The following is a 22,099-nucleotide window of genomic DNA, read 5'->3' on the forward strand; positions in this document are numbered from 1 at the left end:
TGGTGCCGCACCGTCCTGACGGCACGGCGACGCGAGGGTGAACATCCGGTGACGCGGATCACGGCGGGTACCGTGGACGCATGGAACCGGCGGCACGGCAGCAGTACCCGTTCGACACCCGGCCTCTCACCGAGCCGGTCGACCGCCGTGCGGTCGCGGAGTTCTGGCGGAGGATCCGCGCGACGCACCCCGCGTCGGCCGGGACGATCATCGCCTGGGTCGTCGTCGGGGTGGTCGGCGTGTTCGTGATCGTGCCGATGCTGCTCGCGGCCGTGTTCGGCCTGCTGACGATGAACCACGTCGGCCCGGTGGGCCTGACGTTCGCGGTGCCCACGCTCGTCCTCGTCGCGATCGGGGCCATCGGCATCCCGCTCGGCATCGCCTCGTACCGTCGCACGCGCACGACCGCCTACCGTCTGTCGCGCTTCGCCGCCGCGAACGGGATGGCGTACGAGCACCGGATCGATGACCCGCCCCTGCCCGGCATGATCTTCCAGCACGGCAGCGGCCGCCAGGCATCCTCACTGGTGCGCGGGTACTCGCCGCGGTTCGTGGAGTTCGGCAACCATCGGTACACGACCGGGTCGGGGAAGAACCGCACCACCCACAACTGGGGGTACGTGGCCGTGAAGCTCGACGTGCCGCTGCCGAACATCGTGCTGGACGCCCTGGGCAACAACGCCCTGGGCAGCAACCTGCCGACGTCGTTCTCCCGCGACCAGCGGCTGTCGCTCGAGGGTGATTTCGACCGGTACTTCACCCTGTACTGCCCGCGCGGGTACGAGGCCGACGCGCTCTACCTGTTCACCCCCGACATCATGGCCCGCTTCATCGATCACGCCGCGCAGCTCGACGTGGAGATCGTCGACGACTGGATGTTCCTGTACATGCAGCGACCGGCCTCGACGACCGATGCCGCGACCTGGGCGTGGCTGTTCGGCACGGTGGGTGCGCTCATGACGAAGTTCGACCAGTGGACGCGCTGGCGCGACGACCGGCTGCGCGAAGCGCAGGCCGCGCAGGTCGCATCCGCACCGCCGGTCGCCGTCCCGCCGGCGGCTGGTCTCCCCATGCCCCCCGTACCGCCGGCGTCCCGGGCTCCCGGTGCCGCCGGGGCGCTGCCGTTCGCTCCCCCGGCGGGCATGCTGCAGCCGCCGCCGGGTGTCGCGCTGCCGGGGCGTCGCCTGAAGAAGGGGGTGTCGTGGGTGACGATCATCGCGATCATCGTGATCGCGGGGTTCATGTTCCTGCCGCAGCTGTTCGGTGTGATCGGCGGGCTGTTCCTGTTGCGCTGACGAGCGGGTGGTCAGGAGCCGCCGCCCGAGGAATCCGATTCGTATCGGGCGCTGTGCGGGGTGTACGTCACCGGGTGCTCGGGGTCGAGCTCGACGTGCACGTCGCCGCCGGCTCCGCGAAGGACGAGCACGCGCGAGCCGCGCACGGGGATCTCGTGGGCGTACGCGGTGAGCCGCATGGTGATGACGTGGTCGCCGGCGTCGTCGGTGTACCGGATCGGCACGTCTCCCCCGCCGTTCCAGGCGTCGGGGTCGGGCAGCGCCATGATCATCCCCGGATGCCGCGAGGCGGATGCCCGCAGTCGCAGGATCCGATGCACCTCGCCGCGCGCCTCACGAACCGACCGGATCGACACGAACGCCAGCACGACCAGCGCGACACCCGCGAGGGCGGCGGCGATCGTCAGTCCCTCGGCCGCCCGGTCGTCGTGCTCGCGCCCGGCCGCGAGCACGTTCGCCACGAGCGCGAGGACCCCCGTGCCGAGCGCCGCGGCGCCGGCCAGACCCGCCGCGACGATCAGTCCCACCGAGGCCGGTTTCATGGCGCGCTCGGTCGAGACGACGTATGTGCCGCTGAAGAAGAAGACGGTGGCGAGCAGGGCCGGCACCGCCAGTGCGAGCCACCACCAGCCGGCGGGCCTCGCCGCGACGAACGCGCTGTCGATGAGCAGCCCCGCCGCGACGACGAGCACCGCGCCGCTGAGCGCGAACGCCGCGACGGTGAGGATCCAGTCGGCACCGACGGGAGCGAGCGTCGCGCGCTGCGGCACTCGCACCACACGTCCGCCTCGCCGTCCGGGCGCGGAGAACACCGGTCCGCTCTCGAGCCACTGCCATTCCTCGGCCATGCCGTGAGACTACGCGATCCGGGCCGGCCCCTTCGAGACGGACGCGGCGGGGCTCATGCCGGCGCGAGGCCGAAGTGCTCCAGCTCGGTGCGATCGAGCATCCGGGAGCGGGTGAGGAACCGCATCCCCGTCGGCCCTTCGACGCTGAATCCGGCACCCCGACCCGGGACCACGTCGATGGTCAGGTGCGTGTACTTCCAGTACTCGAACTGCGACGCCGACATGAACACCTCGACGGGGGCGTCCAGCCCGATGTCGAGCTCACCGAGTCTCACGTCTCCCGGCCCGGTGAGGAACATGCCCACCGGATAGCACATGGGCGAGGAGCCGTCGCAGCATCCGCCGGACTGGTGGAACATCAGCGGCCCGTGCTGCGCGGTCAGCTGCCGCAGCAGGGCCGCCGCGCCCTCGGACACGGCGACCCTGGAGTGCTGCTCGGACATCAGAAGAAGCCCATCGGACCCTCGGCGTACGAGACCAGCAGGTTCTTGGTCTGCTGGTAGTGGTCGAGCATCATCTTGTGGTTCTCGCGTCCCACGCCCGACTGCTTGTACCCGCCGAAGGCCGCGTGGGCCGGGTACTGGTGATAGGTGTTCGTCCACACGCGCCCGGCCTCGATCGCCCGGCCGGCGCGGTAGGCGGTGTCGCCGCTGCGGCTCCACACGCCCGCGCCCAGACCGTACAGCGTGTCGTTGGCGATCGAGATGGCGTCGTCGAAGTCGCTGAAGCTCGTCACCGAGAGCACGGGACCGAAGATCTCCTCCTGGAAGATGCGCATGTCGTTCGTGCCCTCGAACACGGTCGGCGCCACGTAGAAGCCCTCGCTGAGGTCGCCGCCGAGATCCACCCTCTCACCGCCGGTGAGCAGGCGCGCGCCGCCCTGCTTGCCGATGTCGATGTAGCTGAGGATCTTCTCCAGCTGATCGTTCGACGCCTGCGCACCGATCATCGTCGCCGGATCCAGCGGGTTGCCCTGGATGACCTTCCCGACGCGCTCGAGGCCGTCGGAGAGGAAGCCGTCGTAGATCGACGCCTGGATGAGCGCACGCGACGGGCAGGTGCACACCTCGCCCTGGTTCAGCGCGAACATCGTGAAGCCCTCGAGCGCCTTGTCGTAGTACGCGTCGTCGGTCGAGCGCGCCACGTCATCGAAGAACACGTTCGGGCTCTTTCCTCCGAGCTCGAGCGTGACCGGGATGAGGTTCTGCGAGGCGTACTGCATGATCAGCCGGCCGGTGGTGGTCTCACCCGTGAACGCCACCTTGCGGATGCGCTTGTGCTGCGCGAGCGGCGCGCCGGCCTCGATCCCGAAGCCGTTGACGATGTTGACGACGCCCGCCGGGAGCAGGTCGCCGATGATCTCGAAGAGGAAGAGGAGGGATGCCGGTGTCTGCTCGGCGGGCTTCATCACCACGCAGTTGCCCGCGGCGAGAGCGGGAGCGAGCTTCCACACCGCCATGAGGATCGGGAAGTTCCACGGGATGATCTGCCCGACCACGCCGAGCGGCTCGTGGAAGTGATAGGCCACGGTGTTCTCGTCGAGCTGGCTGATGCCGCCCTCCTGCCCGCGCAGCACTCCGGCGAAGTAGCGGAAGTGATCGATGGCGAGCGGGATGTCGGCGGCGAGCGTCTCGCGCACCGGCTTGCCGTTCTCCCACGTCTCGGCGACCGCGATCCGCTCGAGGTGCTGCTCCATGCGGTCGGCGATGCGGTTCAGGATCACGCTTCGCTCGGCCGGCGAGGTGCGCTTCCACCCCTCGAACGCCTTCCATGCGACGTCGACCGCGCGGTCGATGTCGTCGGCGGTGCCGCGGGCGACCTCGGTGAACGCCTTGCCGTTGACCGGACTGATGTTCTCGAAATACTGGCCCTTCGCGGGTTCGACGAACTCGCCGCCGATGTAGTGCCCGTAGCGCGGGCGGTAGTTCGCGACCGCACCCGGCTGCCCGGGGGCGGCATAGGCGGTCGACACGCTCTCTTCGACGATGGTCATGGCGTCTCCTTCGACATCCGGCGGCCTCGGTGCCGCGTCCGGTTCGAAGGTAGGCCGCACGGGGTTGCACACCCGTGCGCAAGGTTGCATTCGGTTGCGCCGCTCATCGCGCGCAGCACAGCGATGCCCTCCCGTCCGGGGGAACGGGAGGGCATCGCCGGTTGATGCGGCTGTCAGCTCAGGCTGCTGCGGCGACGAGCCATCGTCGCGAGCAGGCCACCGCCGACCAGCAGGAGCAGCGCCGCGAGGATCATCGACCAGTTGGCCTCGGCACCCGTCGTCGCGAGCGGCGGCGGGGGCGTGATCTCGTGGGTGGTGCACAGCGGGCTGTCCGGCGCGCAGACCGGGTCGGTGCCGGTGACGGCCACGACGTTGCCGAGCGTGTGGTTGCCCTGCTGGTCGTAGGCCTTCGGCACGACCGTGTAGGTGACCGTCACGGTCTCACCGGTGGCCACCGCTCCGGTGACGCGGATGGTGTCCCCGTCGAGAGCGGCCTCGACGCTGCGGTCCGACGGGATCGGACCGACGGTCACGACGGCGTCATCGACCACGTCGACCAGGTGGTCGGTGTAGTCCACCGGAACCGCGGCGGCGCCGGCGTTGGTGCCCACGTTGCGGAACGTCAGCGTGTAGGTGACGTTCTGGTCGTGGTCGATCGCCGTGCCGGATGCCGGGTCGGCCGACTTCGATGCGATGACGTTCGAGACGAAGTTGACCGAGCAGTCGGGGCGCTCGTCATCGGTCGGGGTGCACTCCGCCGGAGGCTGCTCGCCCTCGTCGACCAGGAAGTTGCCCAGCTGGTCGTCGCCGCGCTCGCCGTCGGCGTTCACGGTGACCGTGTACGTGACGGTGACGTCCTGACCCGGGACGAGGGTGCCCGTGACCGTGAAGCGTCCGTCCACGATCTCGGAGACCGACAGCGCCGGGTCGGATGCCGTCGGCGCGGCCGTCACGGTCGCATCGTCGAGCACCATCGTGAGCACATCGTCGCGGGCGACGTCCACGTCGGCCTCGCCGGTGTTGGCGAAGTGCAGCGTGTAGGTCATCTCCTGCCCGGGGCGGACCGTGGTGCCCGTGGCGGGGTCCACCGTCTTCCAGTCGTCGAGCTCACCCAGCGGGTGCGACGTCGCCGGCGGCACGAACGGGTCGCAGTCGGCGTCGCCGTCGGCGCAGGCGAACGGGGGCACGTCGGGAGTGAGCACGTTGCCCGCGACGTTGTCGCCTCGGTCGCCGTCGGGACGGATGGTGGCCTGGTAGGTCACCGTGACCGTCTCGCCGGGAGCGAGTTCACCCGTCACCCGCACGGTCTCCGCCGCGGCGTCGAACTCGACGTCGACGTCGGCGGAGTCTGCCACCGGGTCGGTGGTCAGCTCGGCGTCGTCGAGCACGCCCGACAGGTCGTCGGTCGAGTCCAGGGGACCCGCGACCTGGCCGTCGTTCGTCCAGCTCAGCGTGTACGTCACGACATCGCCGGCCTGCAGCGCCGCACCCGAAGCCGGGTCCGACGTCTTGACGGGCGTGATGCTCGGCAGCAGGATCTCCACCTCGGCGGGGGGATCGCACAGCACGCCGGGCGCGCACACCGGAGTCGCGACGTTCACCAGATCGTGGTCTCCCTGGTTGGTGACCGTGACGCTGTAGGTGATCTCGATCGACTCGCCGGTCGCGATGGCACCCGACCAGCTCAGCTGCGGTGTCGCGAAGTCCGGGGTGGGAGCGATCGAGCCGTCCGTGGCCAGCGCCGCGGCGTCGTCGTTGTAGGCGGCGTCATCGAGCACGTCGGTCAGGTCGTCGGACACACTGGCCGGGATGCCGGTCGTGTAGTCCGCCTCACCGTCGTTCGTCACCGTCACCGTGTAGGTGATGGTGTCGCCCGACTGCACGTCGTCGACCGTGTCGGCCGACTTCGTCACCGAGAAGTGACGGATCGGGTTGACGGTCTCCTCACATCCGGCGGGCGGGCAGCTTCCGTCTCCGTTGCCGAGCACGTTGCCCAGCCGGTGGTCGGCCTGATCCTCGTAGGCGTTCACGACGACCGCGTAGGTCACCGTCAGCACCTCGCCGGCCGGCACCTCGCCGGTCACGGCGAGCTGATCGCCGGTGAGCGTGGCGCTGAGCCCGGCATCCGCGGTCGGGCGGACGCTGATCTCGGCGTCGTCCAGCACGCCGGAGAGGTCATCCAGCGCATCCACCGTCGCCGGCGCCTGGCCGACGTTCTCGAAGGAGAGGGTGTAGGTGACCTCCTGGCCGGCGTCCACCGCGGTGCCGTCGGCCGGGTCGACGCTCTTCGACATCACGAGCGCCGCGGCGGGCACCTGCACGACATCGCAGGCCTCGTCGGGGTCCAGAGCGTCGTCCACCGGCACGCACACCTGGTTGATCAGGTTGTGGTCGCCGCCGGTCGCGTTGGCGTCGTAGACGACCGTGTACACGATCTCGACGCTCTCGTCGACGCCCAGCGGACCGGTCCAGGTCAGCTCGTCGCCGTCGATCGTGGCTCCGCTCGCGGGCGAGAGGATCTCGCCGAAGGCGCCGTCGTCCAGCACGCGGGACAGATCGTCGGTGACGGTCGCCGGAGCGTCCTCGGTGAAGACGCCGGGTCCGACGTTCGTCGCCGTGACGGTGTAGGTCACCGTCTCACCGTCGGCGGGAAGATCGGTGCGATCCGCCTCCTTCTCGACGGTCAGCTTCGGCAGCGCGTTCTCGACGAAGCCGCAGGCCTCGCCCGTGACGGGGTCCGTGCCGTCACTGGTGCGCGGCTCGCAGGTGGGCACGTCGGTCGGCGGGTCGCCCGGGGTGGGCGGCACACTCGGCTCCCAGGCCACGTTGCGCACGGCGCCGTCACCGCCGCCGGTCAGTTCGACCGTGTAGGTGATCGTCACCGACTCACCGGCGGGCAGGGCGCCCGACCAGGAGAGGAACGAGTCCGGAAGGAAGCCGACCGCACCGGCGTCGGCGCCGTCGATCTCCGCGCTCGCGTCGCGGTTGTACTCCGCATCGTCGAGCACGCCGGCCAGGTCGTCGAACACGACCGCGGGATCGGCTGCGGTGTAGTCAGCGGTACCCGTGTTCTCGGCCACGATCGTGTACTCGATCGTGTCGCCGGGGCGCGAGTCGGCGCTGAAGTCGGAGGACTTCGTGATGGAGAGCTCACGGTCGATCACCGTGACGGCGTAGTCCTCGACCTCTCCGGCGCTGGCGGCGCCGGTGGGCAGCGGATCCGTGACCGCGCCCGGGAACAGGCGGAACCGGGCGAAGGTGTCCGTCAGCGTCGTCCCCGCCGGGAAGGCGAGGTCGTAGTCGTCCTCGCCGCTGTTCGCCGGCACCTCGACGGTGACGAGCTCCCCGGCCTCGAACGCGCCGTCGCCGTCCAGGTCGATCCAGCCGGCCAGGGTGGCCGCGCTGTCCGTGTCGTTCGTCGCGATCACGGTCACGGTCGTCTCGTCGCCGAAGGTGGCGACGATCTCGTCCGCGACGCCGTCCTCGTCGGCGACGCCCGTGTTGTCGTCCGAGCTGGCGGCGGCAGATGCGACGCCCTCATCCTCGATGTCGATGGACGAGCCCAGCATCAGCGGCGCCGTGCCGGTCGCGTCGACGAACCCGAGCACCTGGTGACGGGGGCCATCCTTCGAGATCGACGTGGCGTAGGTGTCCGGCGCATCGCCGAAGTCCTCGCAGGGCTGTCCGAAGTTGTCGAACGCCGTGCGATCCTGCCCGGTGCGTCCCTCGATCGAGAAGGTGAAGCGGTCGACGTTCTCGAGCGCCGCCAGGAAGTCGTCCTCCGACGGGGCCGCGCCGAAGGGCCCGGAGTTGTTGTTGAACTGCGTGTGCCACTGAGCGGCATCGAGCGGAACGATCACGCGGGTCCACTGCGTGGAGTCGACGATCTGGCTCCGGAAGTTGTACCAGTAGTGCGCGCCGTTCTCACCGACCACGCCGACGTACACGTTGTACCCGATCCCGGTGTCGTTGCGGTAGTCGAACTGGATATCCCCACCCACCGACGCGGAGTAGTCCGTCGCGTAGCCGCTGGCGACGAGCGGCGGAGTCCACAACTCGGTCCAGTTGCCGTCGAGGTCATCCTCGATGATCGCGCCGCCGGGATTGCCGGCGTCCGCGGCCCAGCCGACCGGCCGAGGCTGGAGGATGACATTCGTCCCCTGGCTGGTGGTCGCCGCTCGCCAGCCGCTGTTGTCGGAGTCGAAGGTCGCGACTGCGGAGCAGGTGGCGAAGATGGGGGCGCCTTCCACGAAGGTCGTCGCGTAGTCCTCGACCTCACCGCCCTCCACTGCTCCGGTGGGCAGCGGAGCCGCCACCTCGCCGGCGAACAGACGGAATCGGGCGAAGGCGTCTCCGGCTTCCGTCGGCACCGGGAAGGTCAGCTCGTAATCGGCGGTGCCGCTGCTCGCCGGCACCGGGACGCTGACGAGCTCTCCGGTGTCGAACGTGCCGCTGCCGTCGAGGTCGATCCATCCTGCCAGCGTGGCGGGCTGGGCCGTGGTGTTCGTGGCGCTGACCGTGACGGTGGTCTTCTCGCCCGCGGTCACGACGATGTCGTCCGCGACGCCGTCCTCGTCGGCGACGCCGTCCTCGTCATCGCCTCGCGCGTCGTCAGAGGCCAGTCCGTCCTGCTCGAAGTCGACGCGCTCGCCGAGCGTGAGTCCGGAGAGGATCTCGTGCTGGGCTCCGCCGTCCGCGGCCAGCGTGCCGTAGCTCGCCGGCGCGTCGCCGCGGTCGAAGCACGACGGCCCGACCGCCAGGTCTCCGTCGCCGTCGAAGCCGAACCCGGAGTTGCTGCCCCCGCGCCAGTCCACGTCGAACGTCGAGACGCCCTGCACGAGGAACTGGAACCGGCTCTTCGGCTCGCCGTTGTTGCTGTTCGTGCCGTTGAAGCGCACCAGCTCGGGGTCGGAGCCGTCCACGGGGTCGTCGACCCGCACCGTGCTGTCCGCCGAGATCACGTAGTCGGCCAGGTCAGCCGCGGCGAAGGTCGCGCTCTCGCCGCCATCCATGTCGTTGACGGTGAGCACGGCATTCACCGGGATCTCCGTGTCGGTTCCCGACTCCACGAACGTGTAGCGGATCAGGGCGTGACCGTTGATCTGCCAGCGGGCGTCATCCGGTCCGATGCCGTTGGAGCCGTCGCCGACCCGGAAGCCGTTCGCGTTGCCCATCAGTCCCTCGCGGAGTTCCACGAGCATGTCGACCGGCACACCGTCCGCGACGGTGACGCCCGGGTAGCGGGCCGTGGTGATCGGTCGACCGCCGCCGATCTGATCGACAAGGGTGGAGTAGGTGATCGCGTTGTATGCCACGCCGTCCGCGAGACAGATGTCGGGCTGCGTCACCCGCTCGACGAGCACCCGATAGTCCTCGACCTCACCGTCGGGCGCGGGACCCTTCGGGAGCGCGATCGACGGGGCGTCCGTCGAGTAGCGCACGCGCACCTGCGCGAAGATCCCCGCCGCGTTCTCGGCCTGAGCGAAGGTGATCACGTTCGCACCGGGGTCGACCGCCTGGGCGTTCGCCATGCGCTCGGTGTCGGCGAAGCTGCCGTCGTTGTTCCAGTCCACCCAGACCGACACGAAGCCGGCGGCCGACGCCGTGACCTCAAGGCTGTTCTCCAGCGGCTGCTGCGAGATCGGATCCACGCCGGTGCGCAGCGTCGGGCTGCTGTACCCGAGCTCCGGGTTGAACTCCACGCCGTCCTCGTCGGCGCCGTCGCCGTCGCCGGCGGGCTGGCCGTCGTCCTCGGGGTCGATGCTCGCGCCGAGCATCACCGGAGCGGTCTGCGCGTTCTCGTCGTATCCGAGGATGCCGTGGCGAGCGCCGTCTCCGCTGAGCGTCGTGCCGTAGGTGTCGGGTGCGTCTCCGAAGTCCAGCAGGATCGGGGATGCCGCGCAGCGCGCGCCGTCGTTCGCGTTGGAGGCCGGACCCTGCGCGAAGACCTGGGCGCTCACGTCATCGATGTCGACGCGGTAGATGATGCCGGTCGGGTTGTTCGACGCGTACAGATACCCGTTCGCGTCGGCGTAGACGGCGCCGAAGCTCCAGGTCCCGGTGCCGAGGCCCAAGGGGCCGACGATCGTGCGCACACCCGTGCTGCGATCGAAGCGGATGAGCTGCGCCTGGCCGCCCGTGCCCTGGCCGACCGAGTAGAGGTAGTTCCCCGCGCCCGGCACGTACGCCCAGTCGGCGCCGACGGAGCTCAGGCCGGTCGGCATCGGGCTCGTACCGCTGTCGACGACGGTCATGTAGGTCGAGGATCCTGGCGCGAGATCGATCTTGTTCCAGGTGTTGCCGTTGATCACCCAGTACTGGCCGTCCTCGTCGACGTCACCCAGGACCGAGCTGCCGACCGCGCCGGCCGGGACACCCAGCGCCGTCACCGTGCCGTCAGCGGCGACGCGCACGATGCTCGAGGCGCCGCCGGTGAGGTCCCAGCCGTAGATGTAGTCGTCGAGCACGTTGTACCCGACGGCGTTGATCGCGTTTCCCGTGATGGTGTTCACCGTCTCGTACTTGCCGGTGATCATGTTCACGTCCCGGACGAGCGTGGGGCCTTCCGGGTACTGGAAGAGCATGCCTCCGGCGCCGGAGGTGCAGACGAACGCCGGCGGCACGTAGAACTCGACGGTCGAGGCGGCGGGCAGGTCGACACCGGTCACGCCGGTGATGTTGTCGGGTCCGTTGGTGTAGCTGTCGGCCGTGCTCGAGGTCACCGGCACGGTGATCGTGCACGACTCGGTGCCGGCTGCGAGCGCGCCGTTCGCGACCGCGATCGAGTCGGAGCCGGCTGCCGCGGTCACATCCGCGACACACGTGCCGCCGACGGTCGAGGGCGAGTCGACGGTGAGGCCGGCCGGCAGCTCGTCGGTGAAGGCCCAGCCGTTCTTGGCGGCGAGTTCACTGGTGTTCGTGACCGTGAGCGTCAGAGTCGACGTCCCGCCCACCGGCACGCGTGCGGGGGCGAAGCTCTTGTCGAGCTGAGGGGTGACGTCGAGGATGCGGATGTTGTCGAACGCGGCGTCGTTGCCGATTCCGCTGCCGTTCGCGTTCACCATGCGGATGCCGAGGGAGGCGCCGTCGAAGAGAACCGAGCCGGTGGAGGTGTAGGTGCCCACGTTCACGGCCGCGGCGCCGATGGGGCCGACGGCGGGCGCGGAGACGGTCTGTCCCGAGTTGCAGGCGTTGATCTGTCCACCCACCGCCGTGGCGGCTCCTGTCTCGGACAGGAACGAGAACTGGTAGACCGGCGCGGAGACGCGGCAGTTCTTGGCGGCTGCGTCGACGCTGAAGGTGAGGAAGCGACCCGAGGAGCTGCTGAGCGCGATGGGATCCACGGTCTCGAACTCGGCGGCGTTCGCGCCGGGGTCGCCTTCGGTGTAAGCGGAGACCGCGTCGTTCGTCTCGGCTGTGGCGCCGCCGTTGGCGCCGAGTGCGTACGTGAGCTGACGCAGGTTGGCGGAGCTGCGGGGGTCTGCGCAGTTGCCCAGCTCGGTGTGCGGGATGCCGAAGTTGACGATCACGCCGTTGCAGTTCGTCAGCCAGCCCGTCGCGGCGGTGTAGGTGTGACCCTCGGCGCCCTCGTACTCGTCGAGCACGACCGGCTCGGTGCCGGCGGTGTTCTCGAAGTCCTCTTCGAAGCGCACTTTCGGGTCACCGGGCACGCCGGGGTTGCCGGGTGCGTTGGCGGCCGTCACGAGCCTGCCCGCGCTCTGACGCGCCAGCGGCGCCGAGCTGGAGGCCCCGGTCGCAGCCGTCGTCACGTCGGCGGCCATCGCGGGCGCGGCGGTGGCGAGGCCTGCGCTGCCGGCGAGCAGCGCCGCCACGAAGCCGGATACGACGCGGCGCCGAACGGGCACCGCCGTGCTGTCGTCGCGACGCGACGTGCGTGCTGTCGCACGCCGAGCACTCTTCTGCCTGATCATCTGTTCCCCTCAGAACGGCACGATTGACGCGCGGTCTCACCCACGCCACCTCTATAGCTAGCGATGCGACGCGCGGCGGAACCGTCCCGATCGAGAACTCACCCCCTTTTTCACCCCTGCGCCGGGGAGCGCCTCCCCCCTCCCAGGTGTGCTTGACTGTCGGCGGGGACGCGAGGCGCGAGGGGACATGCGCCGGCAGACCACATACGGCAGACAAGTGACCCAGCACACAGATCGACGGCACGTTGACCCGCGCGCCGCGGCGCGGCGGCACGAGGGCCGCGAGCATCACGCCTCGCGCGACCCCGGCGGTGCCGGGCGTGCCCGCGAACGGGCGATCGGCGTGCCGCGGGTCTCGAGCCGGCTGATCCCGCGCGAGCGGCTGATAGCGAGGCTGGACGCCGAGCCCGCGCCCGCACTGACGGTCGTGCAGGCCGGATCGGGATTCGGCAAGACGTCGCTGCTCGCCGACTGGGCGCGCACCCGTCCCGATCACGAACCGCTCGTCTGGGTCACCGCCGACGAGACGGTGCGCGACTCGGTCGGATTCTGGCGCGAGGTCCTGCACGGAATCGATCGCACGGGTCTGCTGGCGGGCAGCGAGCTGTCGCGCGTGGAGGTGCGCGGCGACATCGCCGACACACTGACCGCTTCACTGCGGCGCGGCTTCGCCTCGCTTCTCACACCGGTGACGCTGGTGGTCGACGGATTCGAGCGTCTCGACGGCACGGGCATCGAGAGCGAGCTCATCGACATCCTCACCCGCACCGACGGACTGCGGCTGGTCGTCGCCACCCAGGTGCCGTCGGAGCTCGGCAGTGTGGCCACGGCGAGCCGCCTCGACACGCTGCATCTGGATGCGGCGACGCTGCGTTTCACCGATCAGGAGATCCGGGAGCTCGCCGCCCGCCTCGGAGTGGCGGCGTCGCAGCGCGAGCTGCACGAGCTGCGGGCGCACCTGGATGGCTGGCCCTTCGGCGTGCGCGCCGTGCTGGAGCGGCATCTGAGGGAGGAATCGGCGACGATCGCGGATGCGCGGCACGCGGTCTTCGGCGTGCCGACCCGTCAGCCCACCTCGATGGATCCGTCGTACGTCAGCTCTCACCTGCTCGAATCGCTGCGCGGACTCGACGGGCTGGAACTGGTGACCGTCACCTCGGTGCTCGATGCGTTCACCCTGGAGCAGGCGACCGTTCTCGGCGCAGCGCTCGAATCGCATCCCGTGCTCGACGAGCTGGAATCGCGCGGACTGGGCACCTGGCACCTCGACACCGATCCGCCCGAGTACCGGCTGCACCCGGTGCTGCGGCGCGCACTGCGCGAACGACTCGACGACGACCGCACCCGCGCCGCGTTCACGCGGCTCGCCCGCTGGCACGTCTCGCGACGCGAGTTCGCCCCCGCCTTCGAAGCCGCCGTCCGTGCCGGGCAGTGGGCACTGGCCGGGCGATGCGTGCGATCGGACCTGTTCGAGGTGCTGGTGCGCCTGCGTCTGCATCCCGACCTTCTTGAGGCCGTCCCCCGCTCGGTGCTCCGGCAGGAGCCGCTGCTGATGCTGGTCAGCGGCGTCGCGCACTACGGCGCGGGACATCACGCGAAGGCGGTGCGCATGCTGCTCGCGGCGGTGGCCGCGTGCGAGCGCCAGCGCGTCGTCGGCCGACGTGCATCCACGCCCGACCAGGTGTGGGTGCAGGGCATCCTGACCATCGCCCTGCGCCTGGCCGGCAGGTACGAGATGGTGCCCGTCGCGCTGCGACGCTTCTCGCGGATGCTCGAGGCTGTGGACGACCCGGCCGGGCACCTCGACCCCGCCATGCTGCTGTTCCGCACGCAGACGGTGATCACGCTCAGCTTCATGGACCGGCTCGACGCGGCCGAGCATCTCGCGCTGGACACCGTGCGCGAACGCCATCCCATGTCACCGCTGCAGCAGGCCAACCTGCAGGGGCTGACCGCGTTCACGCACGCCCGCCGCGGCGACCCGGCTCGCGCCGCGGAGGTGCTGCGCGGCATGGACCAGGTCGGCAGGCCCGCGCAGTTCGACGACAGCTTCTTCGCGGTGACCGCGCATGTCGCAGCCGCGTGGACGGCACTGGAGCGCTTCGACGCGCGGGCTGCCGAACACGTGCTGAAGCACAGCGACCGGCACTGGCCCACCATGGAGTACTGGCCGTTCGTGCTCGAGGCGCGCACGCACGCCGACTGGCAGCTGAGGGGACCGGAATCGGCCCTGCTCACGCTGCGGGAGGGCCGCGCCGAGAAGCGGTTCAAGGCTCCGATCGGCGACGCCCTGGTGCTGCTGCTCGTCGCGCTGGAGGCCGAGCTGCTGCTGGCCGCGGGGCTCGGCGCCGAAGCGGCGTCCCTGCTGACCTCGAGCCGGCTGCGCCGGTCGGTGCGCCTGGAGGTGCCCAGGAGCAGATCCCTGCTGCTCTCCGGGAACTGGGATCAGGCCGCCGGCATCGCCGAGCGCAACGCCCTCGGCGAGGCGCAGCCCTGGCACAACCGCATCGACCTGCTCCTGATCTCGGCATCCGCCAACCTGCGCGCCGGGGACCGGGAGGCGGCGCAGCGGCGGTTCGACCAGGGTGCGGCCATCGCGGAGCGCACCGGCACCCTCACCCCCTTCGCATCGATGCCGCGTGCCGACCTGATCGAGCTGGGCTACCGGCGACCGGCGCTGCTCGACCAGATCCCGGGTGAGGCGTCGAGGTATCCGGAGCCGGCCGTCGCCGTCGCGCTGACGCGGCGCGAGCATCATGTGCTCGCCGCGCTCGCGAGCGACCGCACGCTGCCGGAGATCGCGCAGATGCTCTCGGTGTCGACGAACACGCTCAAGTCTCAGCTGCGGTCGGTGTACCGCAAGCTCGAGGTGGGAGGCCGCCAGGAGGCGGTGCAGGTGGCGCGTCGCACCGGGCTTCTCCTGAGGTCGCGCGAGGTCCGCACGGACGACGGCGAAACCTGAGCGGTCTCACGCCTGCGCGAGCTTCTCGAGGCGGCTGACCAGACCGGCTCGTCGCGGGGAGCGCGCAGGGAGCATCTTGAGGCACAGCTCGAGGACGGCCGGGTCGCCGGCTCCCTCCGGGATCTCGGCGTAGGAGAGCAGCACGTCCGTGCTCGCCTCGGCGAGCATCGTCTCCCGCAGCGTCCCGCGCAGCGCCGAGCGGAACTCCTCGACGCCGGGCGCCGCGGAGTCGGGCAGCACCGGCCCGCGGTACGCCGAGAGGGCGACGCGGTGCGCGCCGCGATCGAGCAGCGAGAGCAGATCGTGCGCATCGGTCTCGACGGACGCCGTCAGGCGGTACGGGCGCGACTGCGGCACCAGTTCCGGTGACAGCCGCTCGAGCACCTTGCGCAGCCGCACCATCTCGGGCCGCAGCGTGTCGGGTGAGGACCCTTCGCCGTAGACGAGCTCGGCCAGCCGATCGGCCGACAGACCCTGACGGTGCACGGCGAGCATGAGGAGGATCTCGGCGTGCCTCGCGCTGAGCTCGACCAGCGACGTGCCGTCGCCGGTCTCGACCTCCAGGCGCGCGCGGTCCCGGCCGAGCACCTGCAGGCGGGCACGCGCCGGCCGCGAGCGATCGGATGCCCGTGCGCGCCGCGGCGCCGGAGCCGGCTCGGCGGCGCGCGCCCGGAGCCGGGCCACCAGCAGCTCCGATTCCACCGCGCGAGCCGTCGCGTCCACGAGCATCCTGGCCTGCGGCGTCGCCGCCTCGTCGCCGCCGGTGACGTCGATGACGCCCAGGATCCCCCGCGTCTCCGGATCGAAGACCGGCGCCGCGGTGCACGACCAGGGCTGCACCAGGCGGTTGTAGTGCTCGGAGCGATGGATCTGCACGGACTCGCCGAGCGCCAGAGCCGTCCCGGGTGCGGTGGTGCCGACGGATGCCTCCGACCAGTCGGCGCCCTCGACGAATCCCATCTCGCCCGACATCATGCGCTGGCGCACGTCGCCCTCGACCCACAGCAGGCGTCCGGCATGGTCGCCGACCGCGACGATCACCCCCGACTCCTCCGGTGTGCCGGGCAGCAGCAGGGTGCGGATGAGGTCCATCGCGCCCGCCAGCGGATGCCCGCTGCGGTAGGTGTCCAGGGCGTCCTGCGTGAAGTCCATCCGCGGCAGGGCCTCGGCGCCGACTCTGCCGTGCCAGGCGCGCTGCCAGGACTCGCGGACGACCGGGCGCACCTGCTGCAGCCGTCGATCGTGGAGGTTCCCGGCGACGAGCTCCTCGTGCGCGCGCTCGATGATCAGGCGCGACGCCTCTGCGGAGAGGTCGCGCGACGAGGACCAGGCAGAGGGCACGGAGCCTCCGATCGACGCTGACGGCTGGTGTGCCCAGTGTAGGTCGTCCGCCCGCGCGGCGGCAGGGGCTCAGTGCCGGCGCACGGCCTCCCACTGCGCGCGGCGCTCGGCCTGGGCGATCGGATCGGGAACCGGCAGCGCCGTCAGCAGCTCGCGGGTGTAGGGGTCGCGAGGATCGCCGAGCACCTGTGCCGTGGTGCCCTGCTCCTTGATCCGCCCCTGCTGCAGCACGATGATGCGGTCCGAGACAGCGTCGATGACGGCCAGATCGTGGCTGATGAACAGCGATGCGAAGCCGAGCTCGGCCTGCAGCTGGACGAACAGCTCCAGCACGGTGGCCTGCACCGAGACGTCCAGCGCGCTGGTCGGCTCGTCGGCGATCAGCAGCTTCGGGTCCAGCGCCAGGGCCCTCGCCAGCGAGGCGCGCTGACGCTGCCCGCCGGAGAGCTCGTGCGGATAGCGGTCGCCGAAGTTCACGGGAAGACGCACCGCGTCGAGCAGCTCGTTCACCCGCGGCCTGGCGGCCTGCAGGCTCGACGCGCGGCCGTGCACGATCAGCGGCTCGGCGATGCACTCGGCGATCGTCAGCAGCGGGTTGAAGCTCGTCGCCGGATCCTGGAACACGAAGCCCACCTGCGGGCGCAGCGGCGCCAGGGTGCGGCTCTTCACGCCGCGCATCTCCTGACCGAGCACGCTCAGCGACCCGCCGAGCACCGTCGTCAGTCCCACCACGGCGCGGCCGATGGTGGTCTTGCCCGAGCCGGACTCGCCCACCAGTCCCACCACTTCGCCGGGACCGACGTGGAAGTCGACGCCCTTCACCGCGACCATCGCGCCGCGCCCGAAGCGGCCCGGGTATCCGATCTCGGCCCCGGATGCCACGATCAGGCTGCCGGCCGGTGCCACGGGCGCCTCGTGCGGGGCATCCGCGGGCGTCGCGCCGACGGCGGGAGCCGACGCCGACTTGCCCTGCCCGACATGCGGAACAGCGGCCAGCAGCTGACGGGTGTACTCCTCGCGAGGGTTCGCGAACAACTCGGCGACCGGTGCCTCCTCGACGATGTCGCCCTGGTACATGACGACCACCCGATCAGCGAGGTCGGCCACCACACCCATGTTGTGGGTGATGAGCACGATCGTCGCACCGAACTCGTCGCGGCACGTGCGCAGCAGATCGAGGATCTCGGCCTGTACGGTCACGTCCAGCGCGGTGGTGGGCTCATCGGCGATGATCAGGCCGGCGTCGAGCACCAGCGCCATGGCGATGACGATGCGCTGCTTCTGCCCACCCGAGAACTGGTGCGGGTAGTCGTCCACGCGCTGCTCGGGATCGGGGATGCCCACGCGGCGCAGGATGTCGATGGCCCGCGCACGGGCATCCCTCTTCGAGACCTTCGCGTGCGCGCGGATCCCCTCGGCGATCTGCCAGCCCACGGTGTAGACCGGGTTCAGCGCCGTGGACGGTTCCTGGAACACCATCGCCGCGTCCCGCCCGCGCATCTCGCGCAGGCGACCGTGCCCGGCGTGCACGATGTCGGTCTCACCGCCGTCACGACCGCGCACGATGACAGCGCCCGAGGTGGTGGCGGTCTCGGGCAGCAGGCCCAGCAGGGTGTTGGCGGTGACGGTCTTGCCCGACCCCGACTCGCCGACGATCGCGAGCACCTCGCCGGCGTGGGCGCTCAGGGAGATGCCCTTGACGGCCTCGACGGGCTCTCCGTCGGTCGCGAAGACCACCCTCAGGTCGCGGATCTCGGCGACCTCCGTCCCGGGGACGACCGCGTTCATGACTCTCCTCCGGCGCTCGTCGCGCGAGCCCTCTTCTTTGCTCCCGGGCGACGACGAAGCCGCAGCCGCGGGTCGCTCAGATCGTTCAGGCTCTCGCCGACCAGGGTGACGCCCAGCACCACCAGCACGATCGCGACGCCGGGGAACACGCTCGTCCACCAGATGCCGCTCGTGACGTCCTGCACGGCGCGGTTCAGGTCGTAGCCCCACTCGGCGGCGGCCGTCGCCTCGATGCCGAAGCCCAGGAAGCCGAGTCCGGCGAGGGTGAGCAGAGCCTCCGAGGCGTTGAGCGTGATGATGACGGGAAGCGAGCGCGTCGAGTTGCGCAGCACGTGGCGCAGCAGGATGCGCGTGGTGGGCACGCCGATCACCTTGGCCGAGTCGACGAACGGCTCGGCCCGCACCCGCACCACCTCGGCGCGGATCACGCGGAAGTACTGCGGGACGAACACAACGGTGATGGCGATGGCGGTGGCCATGATGCCGCCGCCCAGGGTGGACTGACCGCGGCTGATCACGATCGACATCACGATCGCCAGCAGGAGCGAGGGGAACGCGTAGATCGCATCCGCGACCACGACGAGGACGCGGTCGAGCCATCCGCCGAAGTAGCCCGAGAGCAGGCCCAGCGCGATGCCGATGAAGATCGAGCAGGCGATGGCGGCGAGGACGACGAGCAGCGCCGTCTGCGCGCCCCAGAGCACCCGCGAGAGCACGTCGAAGCCCGACACCGTGGTGCCGAGCAGGTTCATCGCGTTCGGCGCCTGCTGGGTGCCGAAGGACACTCCGTCGGCGGACTGCTGCTGCGCCCACGAGTACGGGGCGAGCACGGGCGCCAGCACGGCGATCACGACGAACACGACCGTGATCACCAGGCCGGTGATCAGCATCCCGCGCTGCAGGCCGACGCTCTGACGCAGTTGCGTGAGCACCGGGACCCGCTCGGTCCAGTGCTTTCTGCGCGGAGGCACGGCCGCGAGCGCCGAGGTCTTCACGGTGGGCATCTCGTCGTGCGTGTCGGGGATCCCGGCCATGTCAGTACCTCACCCTCGGGTCGATGAACGCCGCGATGATGTCGACGATGAAGTTGGTCACGGCCACCACGACGGCGATCATCACGACGATCCCCTGCACGGCGACGAAGTCGCGCGCCTTGAGGTACTCGGCGAGCATGAAGCCGATGCCCTTCCACTCGAAGGTGGTCTCGGTGAGCACGGCACCGGCCAGCAGCAGGGCGATCTGCATGCCCATCACGGTGATGATCGGGATGAGTGCGGGGCGGTACGCGTGCTTGGTGACCAGGCGGTACTCGCTGACGCCGCGCGAGCGGCCGGAGGTGACGTACTGCTGACCGAGCGTGCCGATCACGTTCGTCCGGATGAGTCGCAGGAAGACGCCGGCGGTGAGCAGGCCGAGCGCGGTCGCGGGCAGGATGGCGTGCTGCAGCACATCTGCGATGGCGGCGCCGTTGCCCAGGCGGATCGCGTCGAGCAGGTAGATGCCGGTGGGGGTGTCGATGCCCGCCATCAGCAGCTCCGTGCGGGTGCTGCCGCGACCCGACACCGGCAGCACGCCCAGCCAGACGGAGAAGACGAGCTTGAGCAGCAGGCCCGCGAAGAAGATCGGGGTGGCATAGGCGAGGATCGCCATGACGCGCAGCACGGCATCGTGCCAGCGGTCGCGCCGGTAGGCGGCGATCAGCCCGAGCGGGATGCTGACGATCAGGGCGACCAGGAGCGCGTAGACGGCGAGCTCGAGCGTGGCCGAGCCGTACTGCAGCAGGATCTCCACGACCGGACGGCGGTCGGTGATCGTGGTGCCGAAGTCGCCGCGGAACACGGCGCCGAGGTACTCGAGGTACTGCACGATCAGCGGGCGGTCGTACCCGGCGGCGTGCACGCGCTCGGCGAGCTGCTCGGGGGGCAGCCGGCCGCCGAGGGCCGCGGTGATCGGGTCGCCGGTGATCCGCATCAGGAAGAACACGGTGGTCACCAGGATGAAGACGGTGGGGATGATCAGCAGCAGCCTGATCAGGATGTAGCGCCACAGCCCGCCCCCGGCGGAGCGGCTGCGCGGCTGGACGGGGGCGAGAGCTTCAGTGGCCTCGACGACCATGGGTACCTCTTCTTGCGTTCTTCGAGCGAGCACACCAGGGGGTGCTGCGGTCAGGCAGCACCCCCTGGTGCGGAACGCGTTACTTGGTCAGCGGCGCGTAGCGGAACTTGAACGAGGCGTCCAGGGTCGTGCCCTGCACGTCCTTGCCCACGATCGCGACCTGCTTGCCCTGCAGGATCGGCAGGGTGGAGAGATCCTTGGCGACCATCTCCTGGATCTGACCGATCAGCTCCATGCGCTTGGCCGAGTCGGTCTCGGTCTGCTCCTCGACGATCGCCTCGGCGACGGCGGGGTTGTCGTAGTGGTTGACGATGAAGTTGTCCTTCACGAAGAACGGCGACAGGTAGTTGTCGGCGTCGGAGTAGTCCGGGAACCAGCCGAGCTGGTACGCGGGGTACACGTCGGCGGTGCGGTCCTTGGAGTACTGCACCCACTCCGTCTGCTGCAGGTTGACCTTGAACAGGCCGCCCTTCTCGAGCTGCGTCTTGTACGCGGCGTACTCGTCGCCCGACGACGGGCCGTAGTGGTCGCCGTTGTACTGCAGGTTGACGGTGACGGGGGTCTGCACGCCGGCATCCGCGAGCGTCTTGGTCGCCTTGTCGACGTCGGGTCCGCCCTCGCCGTCGCCGTACATGTCCTTCAGCGGCGTGGTCGCGCCGGGCATGCCCTCGGGCACGAACGAGTACAGCGGGCTGTAGGTGTCCTTGTAGACGTCCTTCGCGACCGCCGCGCGGTCGATCAGGTCGGCCATCGCCTGGCGCACGGCCAGCGACTTGGCCGCGTCGGCCTCGGGGGTCTTCGCACCGAACGGCATGGTGTCGAAGTTGAAGACGATGTAGCGGATCTCGCCGCCGGGTCCGTCGACGACCTGGACCTTGTCGTTGGTCGACAGGTCCTCGACGTCGGTGGCCGACAGGCTGCGGAAGGCCACGTCGATGTCGCCGTTGCCGATCGCGAGCTTGAGGTTCGAGGCGTCGGCGTAGTACTTCACCTGCACGCCGTCGTTCTCGGCGGCACCGAGGTTGCCCTGGTAGTCGTCGAACGGCTTGTAGGAGACGAGCTCGTTGAGCTTGTACGAGTCGATCGTGTACTGACCCGCGAAGGCCTTGCCCTCGACGATCTCGTCGTCGGGGGTGACGGCGTCGGCGGAGAAGACGTCTTCGTCGACGATGGGGGCCGCGGGGCTCGAGAGGATCAGCGGCCAGATCTGGTCGTCGCCGTTCTTCAGCGTGAACACGACGGTGGTGTCGTCGGGGGCCGCGACCGAGTCGAGGTTGCCCAGCAGCGACGAGGGACCGTTCGGGTCGGCGATCTTGACCATGCGGTCGAACGAGAACTTCACGTCGCTCGAGGTGAGCTCGTTGCCGTTGGCGAAGGTCAGGCCCGCCTTGAGCTTCACGGTGTACTCGGTGGGCGAGGTGAACTCGGCCGACTCGGCGATGTCGGGGGTGACCTCGGCGGTGCCGTACTCGCTGTTCAGCAGGAACGGGTAGATCTGGTTCATGACGGCGAAGGACCCGTTGTCGTACGAGCCCGCCGGGTCGATCGAGGTGATCTTGTCGGTGGTGCCGACGATGACGTCGCCGCCCTTCGCGTCTCCGTCGCCGCCGCCCTGGTCGCCGGTGCTCGTGGCGCAGCCCGAGAGGACGATGGCCGAGACGCCCAGCGCCCCGATGGCAAGGCCGAGTCGGCCCCTGGTGATCTTCATTGACATAACCTGCCCTTGATGGTTCGTGTCACCGTCTCCGATGGGGACGGTCCGCACTCAATCTAGGCCTGCTCGGCGAGGGACCCAAACGATCGGTCTGTTTCGTGACGAGACCGAA

11 protein-coding genes are annotated in these 22,099 nt (G+C 70.0%); 2 read left to right on the forward strand and 9 right to left on the reverse strand.

The window, feature by feature from the left end:
* The first annotated feature begins 80 nt into the window (after nt 1-80).
* Entirely contained in the window at nt 81-1,295 is a 1,215-nt protein-coding gene (locus ACFWHT_RS00075; protein ID WP_378824315.1) for a hypothetical protein, read from the forward strand.
* Nucleotides 1,296-1,306: 11 nt separating this feature from the next.
* On the opposite strand, the gene ACFWHT_RS00080 is transcribed toward ACFWHT_RS00075, so the two are convergent.
* From ACFWHT_RS00080 to ACFWHT_RS00095, 4 genes are all read right to left on the reverse strand, one after another.
* Complete coding sequence (locus tag ACFWHT_RS00080; protein WP_378824317.1) at nt 1,307-2,143, reverse strand: hypothetical protein; 837 nt, start codon at nt 2,141-2,143, stop codon at nt 1,307-1,309.
* Between the two features lie 53 nt (nt 2,144-2,196).
* Nucleotides 2,197-2,586, reverse strand: coding sequence for a DUF779 domain-containing protein (locus ACFWHT_RS00085; protein WP_378824318.1), 390 nt, complete (start codon nt 2,584-2,586; stop codon nt 2,197-2,199).
* The gene (locus tag ACFWHT_RS00090) at nt 2,586-4,136 is read right to left on the reverse strand and encodes an aldehyde dehydrogenase family protein (protein WP_378824320.1); all 1,551 of its coding nucleotides are present in this window, start codon (nt 4,134-4,136) and stop codon (nt 2,586-2,588) included. Before ACFWHT_RS00090 ends, ACFWHT_RS00085 begins: the two co-directional genes overlap by 1 nt.
* 173 nt (nt 4,137-4,309) lie before the next feature.
* On the reverse strand, nt 4,310-12,067 hold the full coding sequence (locus ACFWHT_RS00095; protein ID WP_378824321.1) for a GEVED domain-containing protein: 7,758 nt from the start codon (nt 12,065-12,067) through the stop codon (nt 4,310-4,312).
* Nucleotides 12,068-12,284: 217 nt separating this feature from the next.
* Between ACFWHT_RS00095 and ACFWHT_RS00100 the strand changes: the two genes are divergently transcribed.
* A complete protein-coding gene (locus ACFWHT_RS00100) occupies nt 12,285-15,029 on the forward strand; it encodes a LuxR C-terminal-related transcriptional regulator (RefSeq protein WP_378824323.1) in 2,745 nt (914 codons plus the stop codon).
* A 6-nt stretch (nt 15,030-15,035) separates the two neighbouring features.
* Here ACFWHT_RS00100 and ACFWHT_RS00105 read toward each other — a convergent pair whose 3' ends face one another.
* From ACFWHT_RS00105 to ACFWHT_RS00125, 5 genes are all read right to left on the reverse strand, one after another.
* On the reverse strand, nt 15,036-16,370 hold the full coding sequence (locus tag ACFWHT_RS00105) for a GAF domain-containing protein (protein ID WP_378824326.1): 1,335 nt from the start codon (nt 16,368-16,370) through the stop codon (nt 15,036-15,038).
* Nucleotides 16,371-16,439: 69 nt separating this feature from the next.
* The gene (locus tag ACFWHT_RS00110) at nt 16,440-18,158 is read right to left on the reverse strand and encodes a dipeptide ABC transporter ATP-binding protein (RefSeq protein WP_378824327.1); all 1,719 of its coding nucleotides are present in this window, start codon (nt 18,156-18,158) and stop codon (nt 16,440-16,442) included.
* Nucleotides 18,155-19,162, reverse strand: a complete 1,008-nt coding sequence (locus ACFWHT_RS00115) for an ABC transporter permease (protein WP_378827840.1) — start codon at nt 19,160-19,162, stop codon at nt 18,155-18,157. The genes ACFWHT_RS00110 and ACFWHT_RS00115 overlap by 4 nt, the downstream gene beginning before the upstream one ends.
* 31 nt (nt 19,163-19,193) lie before the next feature.
* Entirely contained in the window at nt 19,194-20,273 is a 1,080-nt protein-coding gene (locus ACFWHT_RS00120; protein WP_378824328.1) for an ABC transporter permease, read from the reverse strand.
* Nucleotides 20,274-20,352: 79 nt separating this feature from the next.
* Nucleotides 20,353-21,987: an ABC transporter substrate-binding protein gene (locus tag ACFWHT_RS00125; RefSeq protein WP_378824330.1), complete on the reverse strand. Its 1,635-nt coding sequence runs from the start codon at nt 21,985-21,987 to the stop codon at nt 20,353-20,355.
* Nucleotides 21,988-22,099: the final 112 nt, after the last annotated feature.

It is taken from the genome of Microbacterium sp. NPDC058342, from assembly GCF_042723935.1.
In the GTDB taxonomy this organism is placed as follows: Bacteria; Actinomycetota; Actinomycetes; order Actinomycetales; family Microbacteriaceae; genus Microbacterium.

Bases quoted from the DNA above. Each gene is read 5' to 3' on its own strand.
- ACFWHT_RS00075 (WP_378824315.1), top strand. From the start codon at position 81: ATGGAACCGGCGGCACGGCAGCAGTACCCGTTCGACACCCGGCCTCTC.
- ACFWHT_RS00080 (WP_378824317.1), bottom strand. From the start codon at position 2,143: ATGGCCGAGGAATGGCAGTGGCTCGAGAGCGGACCGGTGTTCTCCGCG.
- ACFWHT_RS00085 (WP_378824318.1), bottom strand. From the start codon at position 2,586: ATGTCCGAGCAGCACTCCAGGGTCGCCGTGTCCGAGGGCGCGGCGGCC.
- ACFWHT_RS00090 (WP_378824320.1), bottom strand. From the start codon at position 4,136: ATGACCATCGTCGAAGAGAGCGTGTCGACCGCCTATGCCGCCCCCGGG.
- ACFWHT_RS00095 (WP_378824321.1), bottom strand. From the start codon at position 12,067: ATGATCAGGCAGAAGAGTGCTCGGCGTGCGACAGCACGCACGTCGCGT.
- ACFWHT_RS00110 (WP_378824327.1), bottom strand. From the start codon at position 18,158: ATGAACGCGGTCGTCCCCGGGACGGAGGTCGCCGAGATCCGCGACCTG.
- ACFWHT_RS00115 (WP_378827840.1), bottom strand. From the start codon at position 19,162: ATGCCCACCGTGAAGACCTCGGCGCTCGCGGCCGTGCCTCCGCGCAGA.
- ACFWHT_RS00120 (WP_378824328.1), bottom strand. From the start codon at position 20,273: ATGGTCGTCGAGGCCACTGAAGCTCTCGCCCCCGTCCAGCCGCGCAGC.
- ACFWHT_RS00125 (WP_378824330.1), bottom strand. From the start codon at position 21,987: ATGTCAATGAAGATCACCAGGGGCCGACTCGGCCTTGCCATCGGGGCG.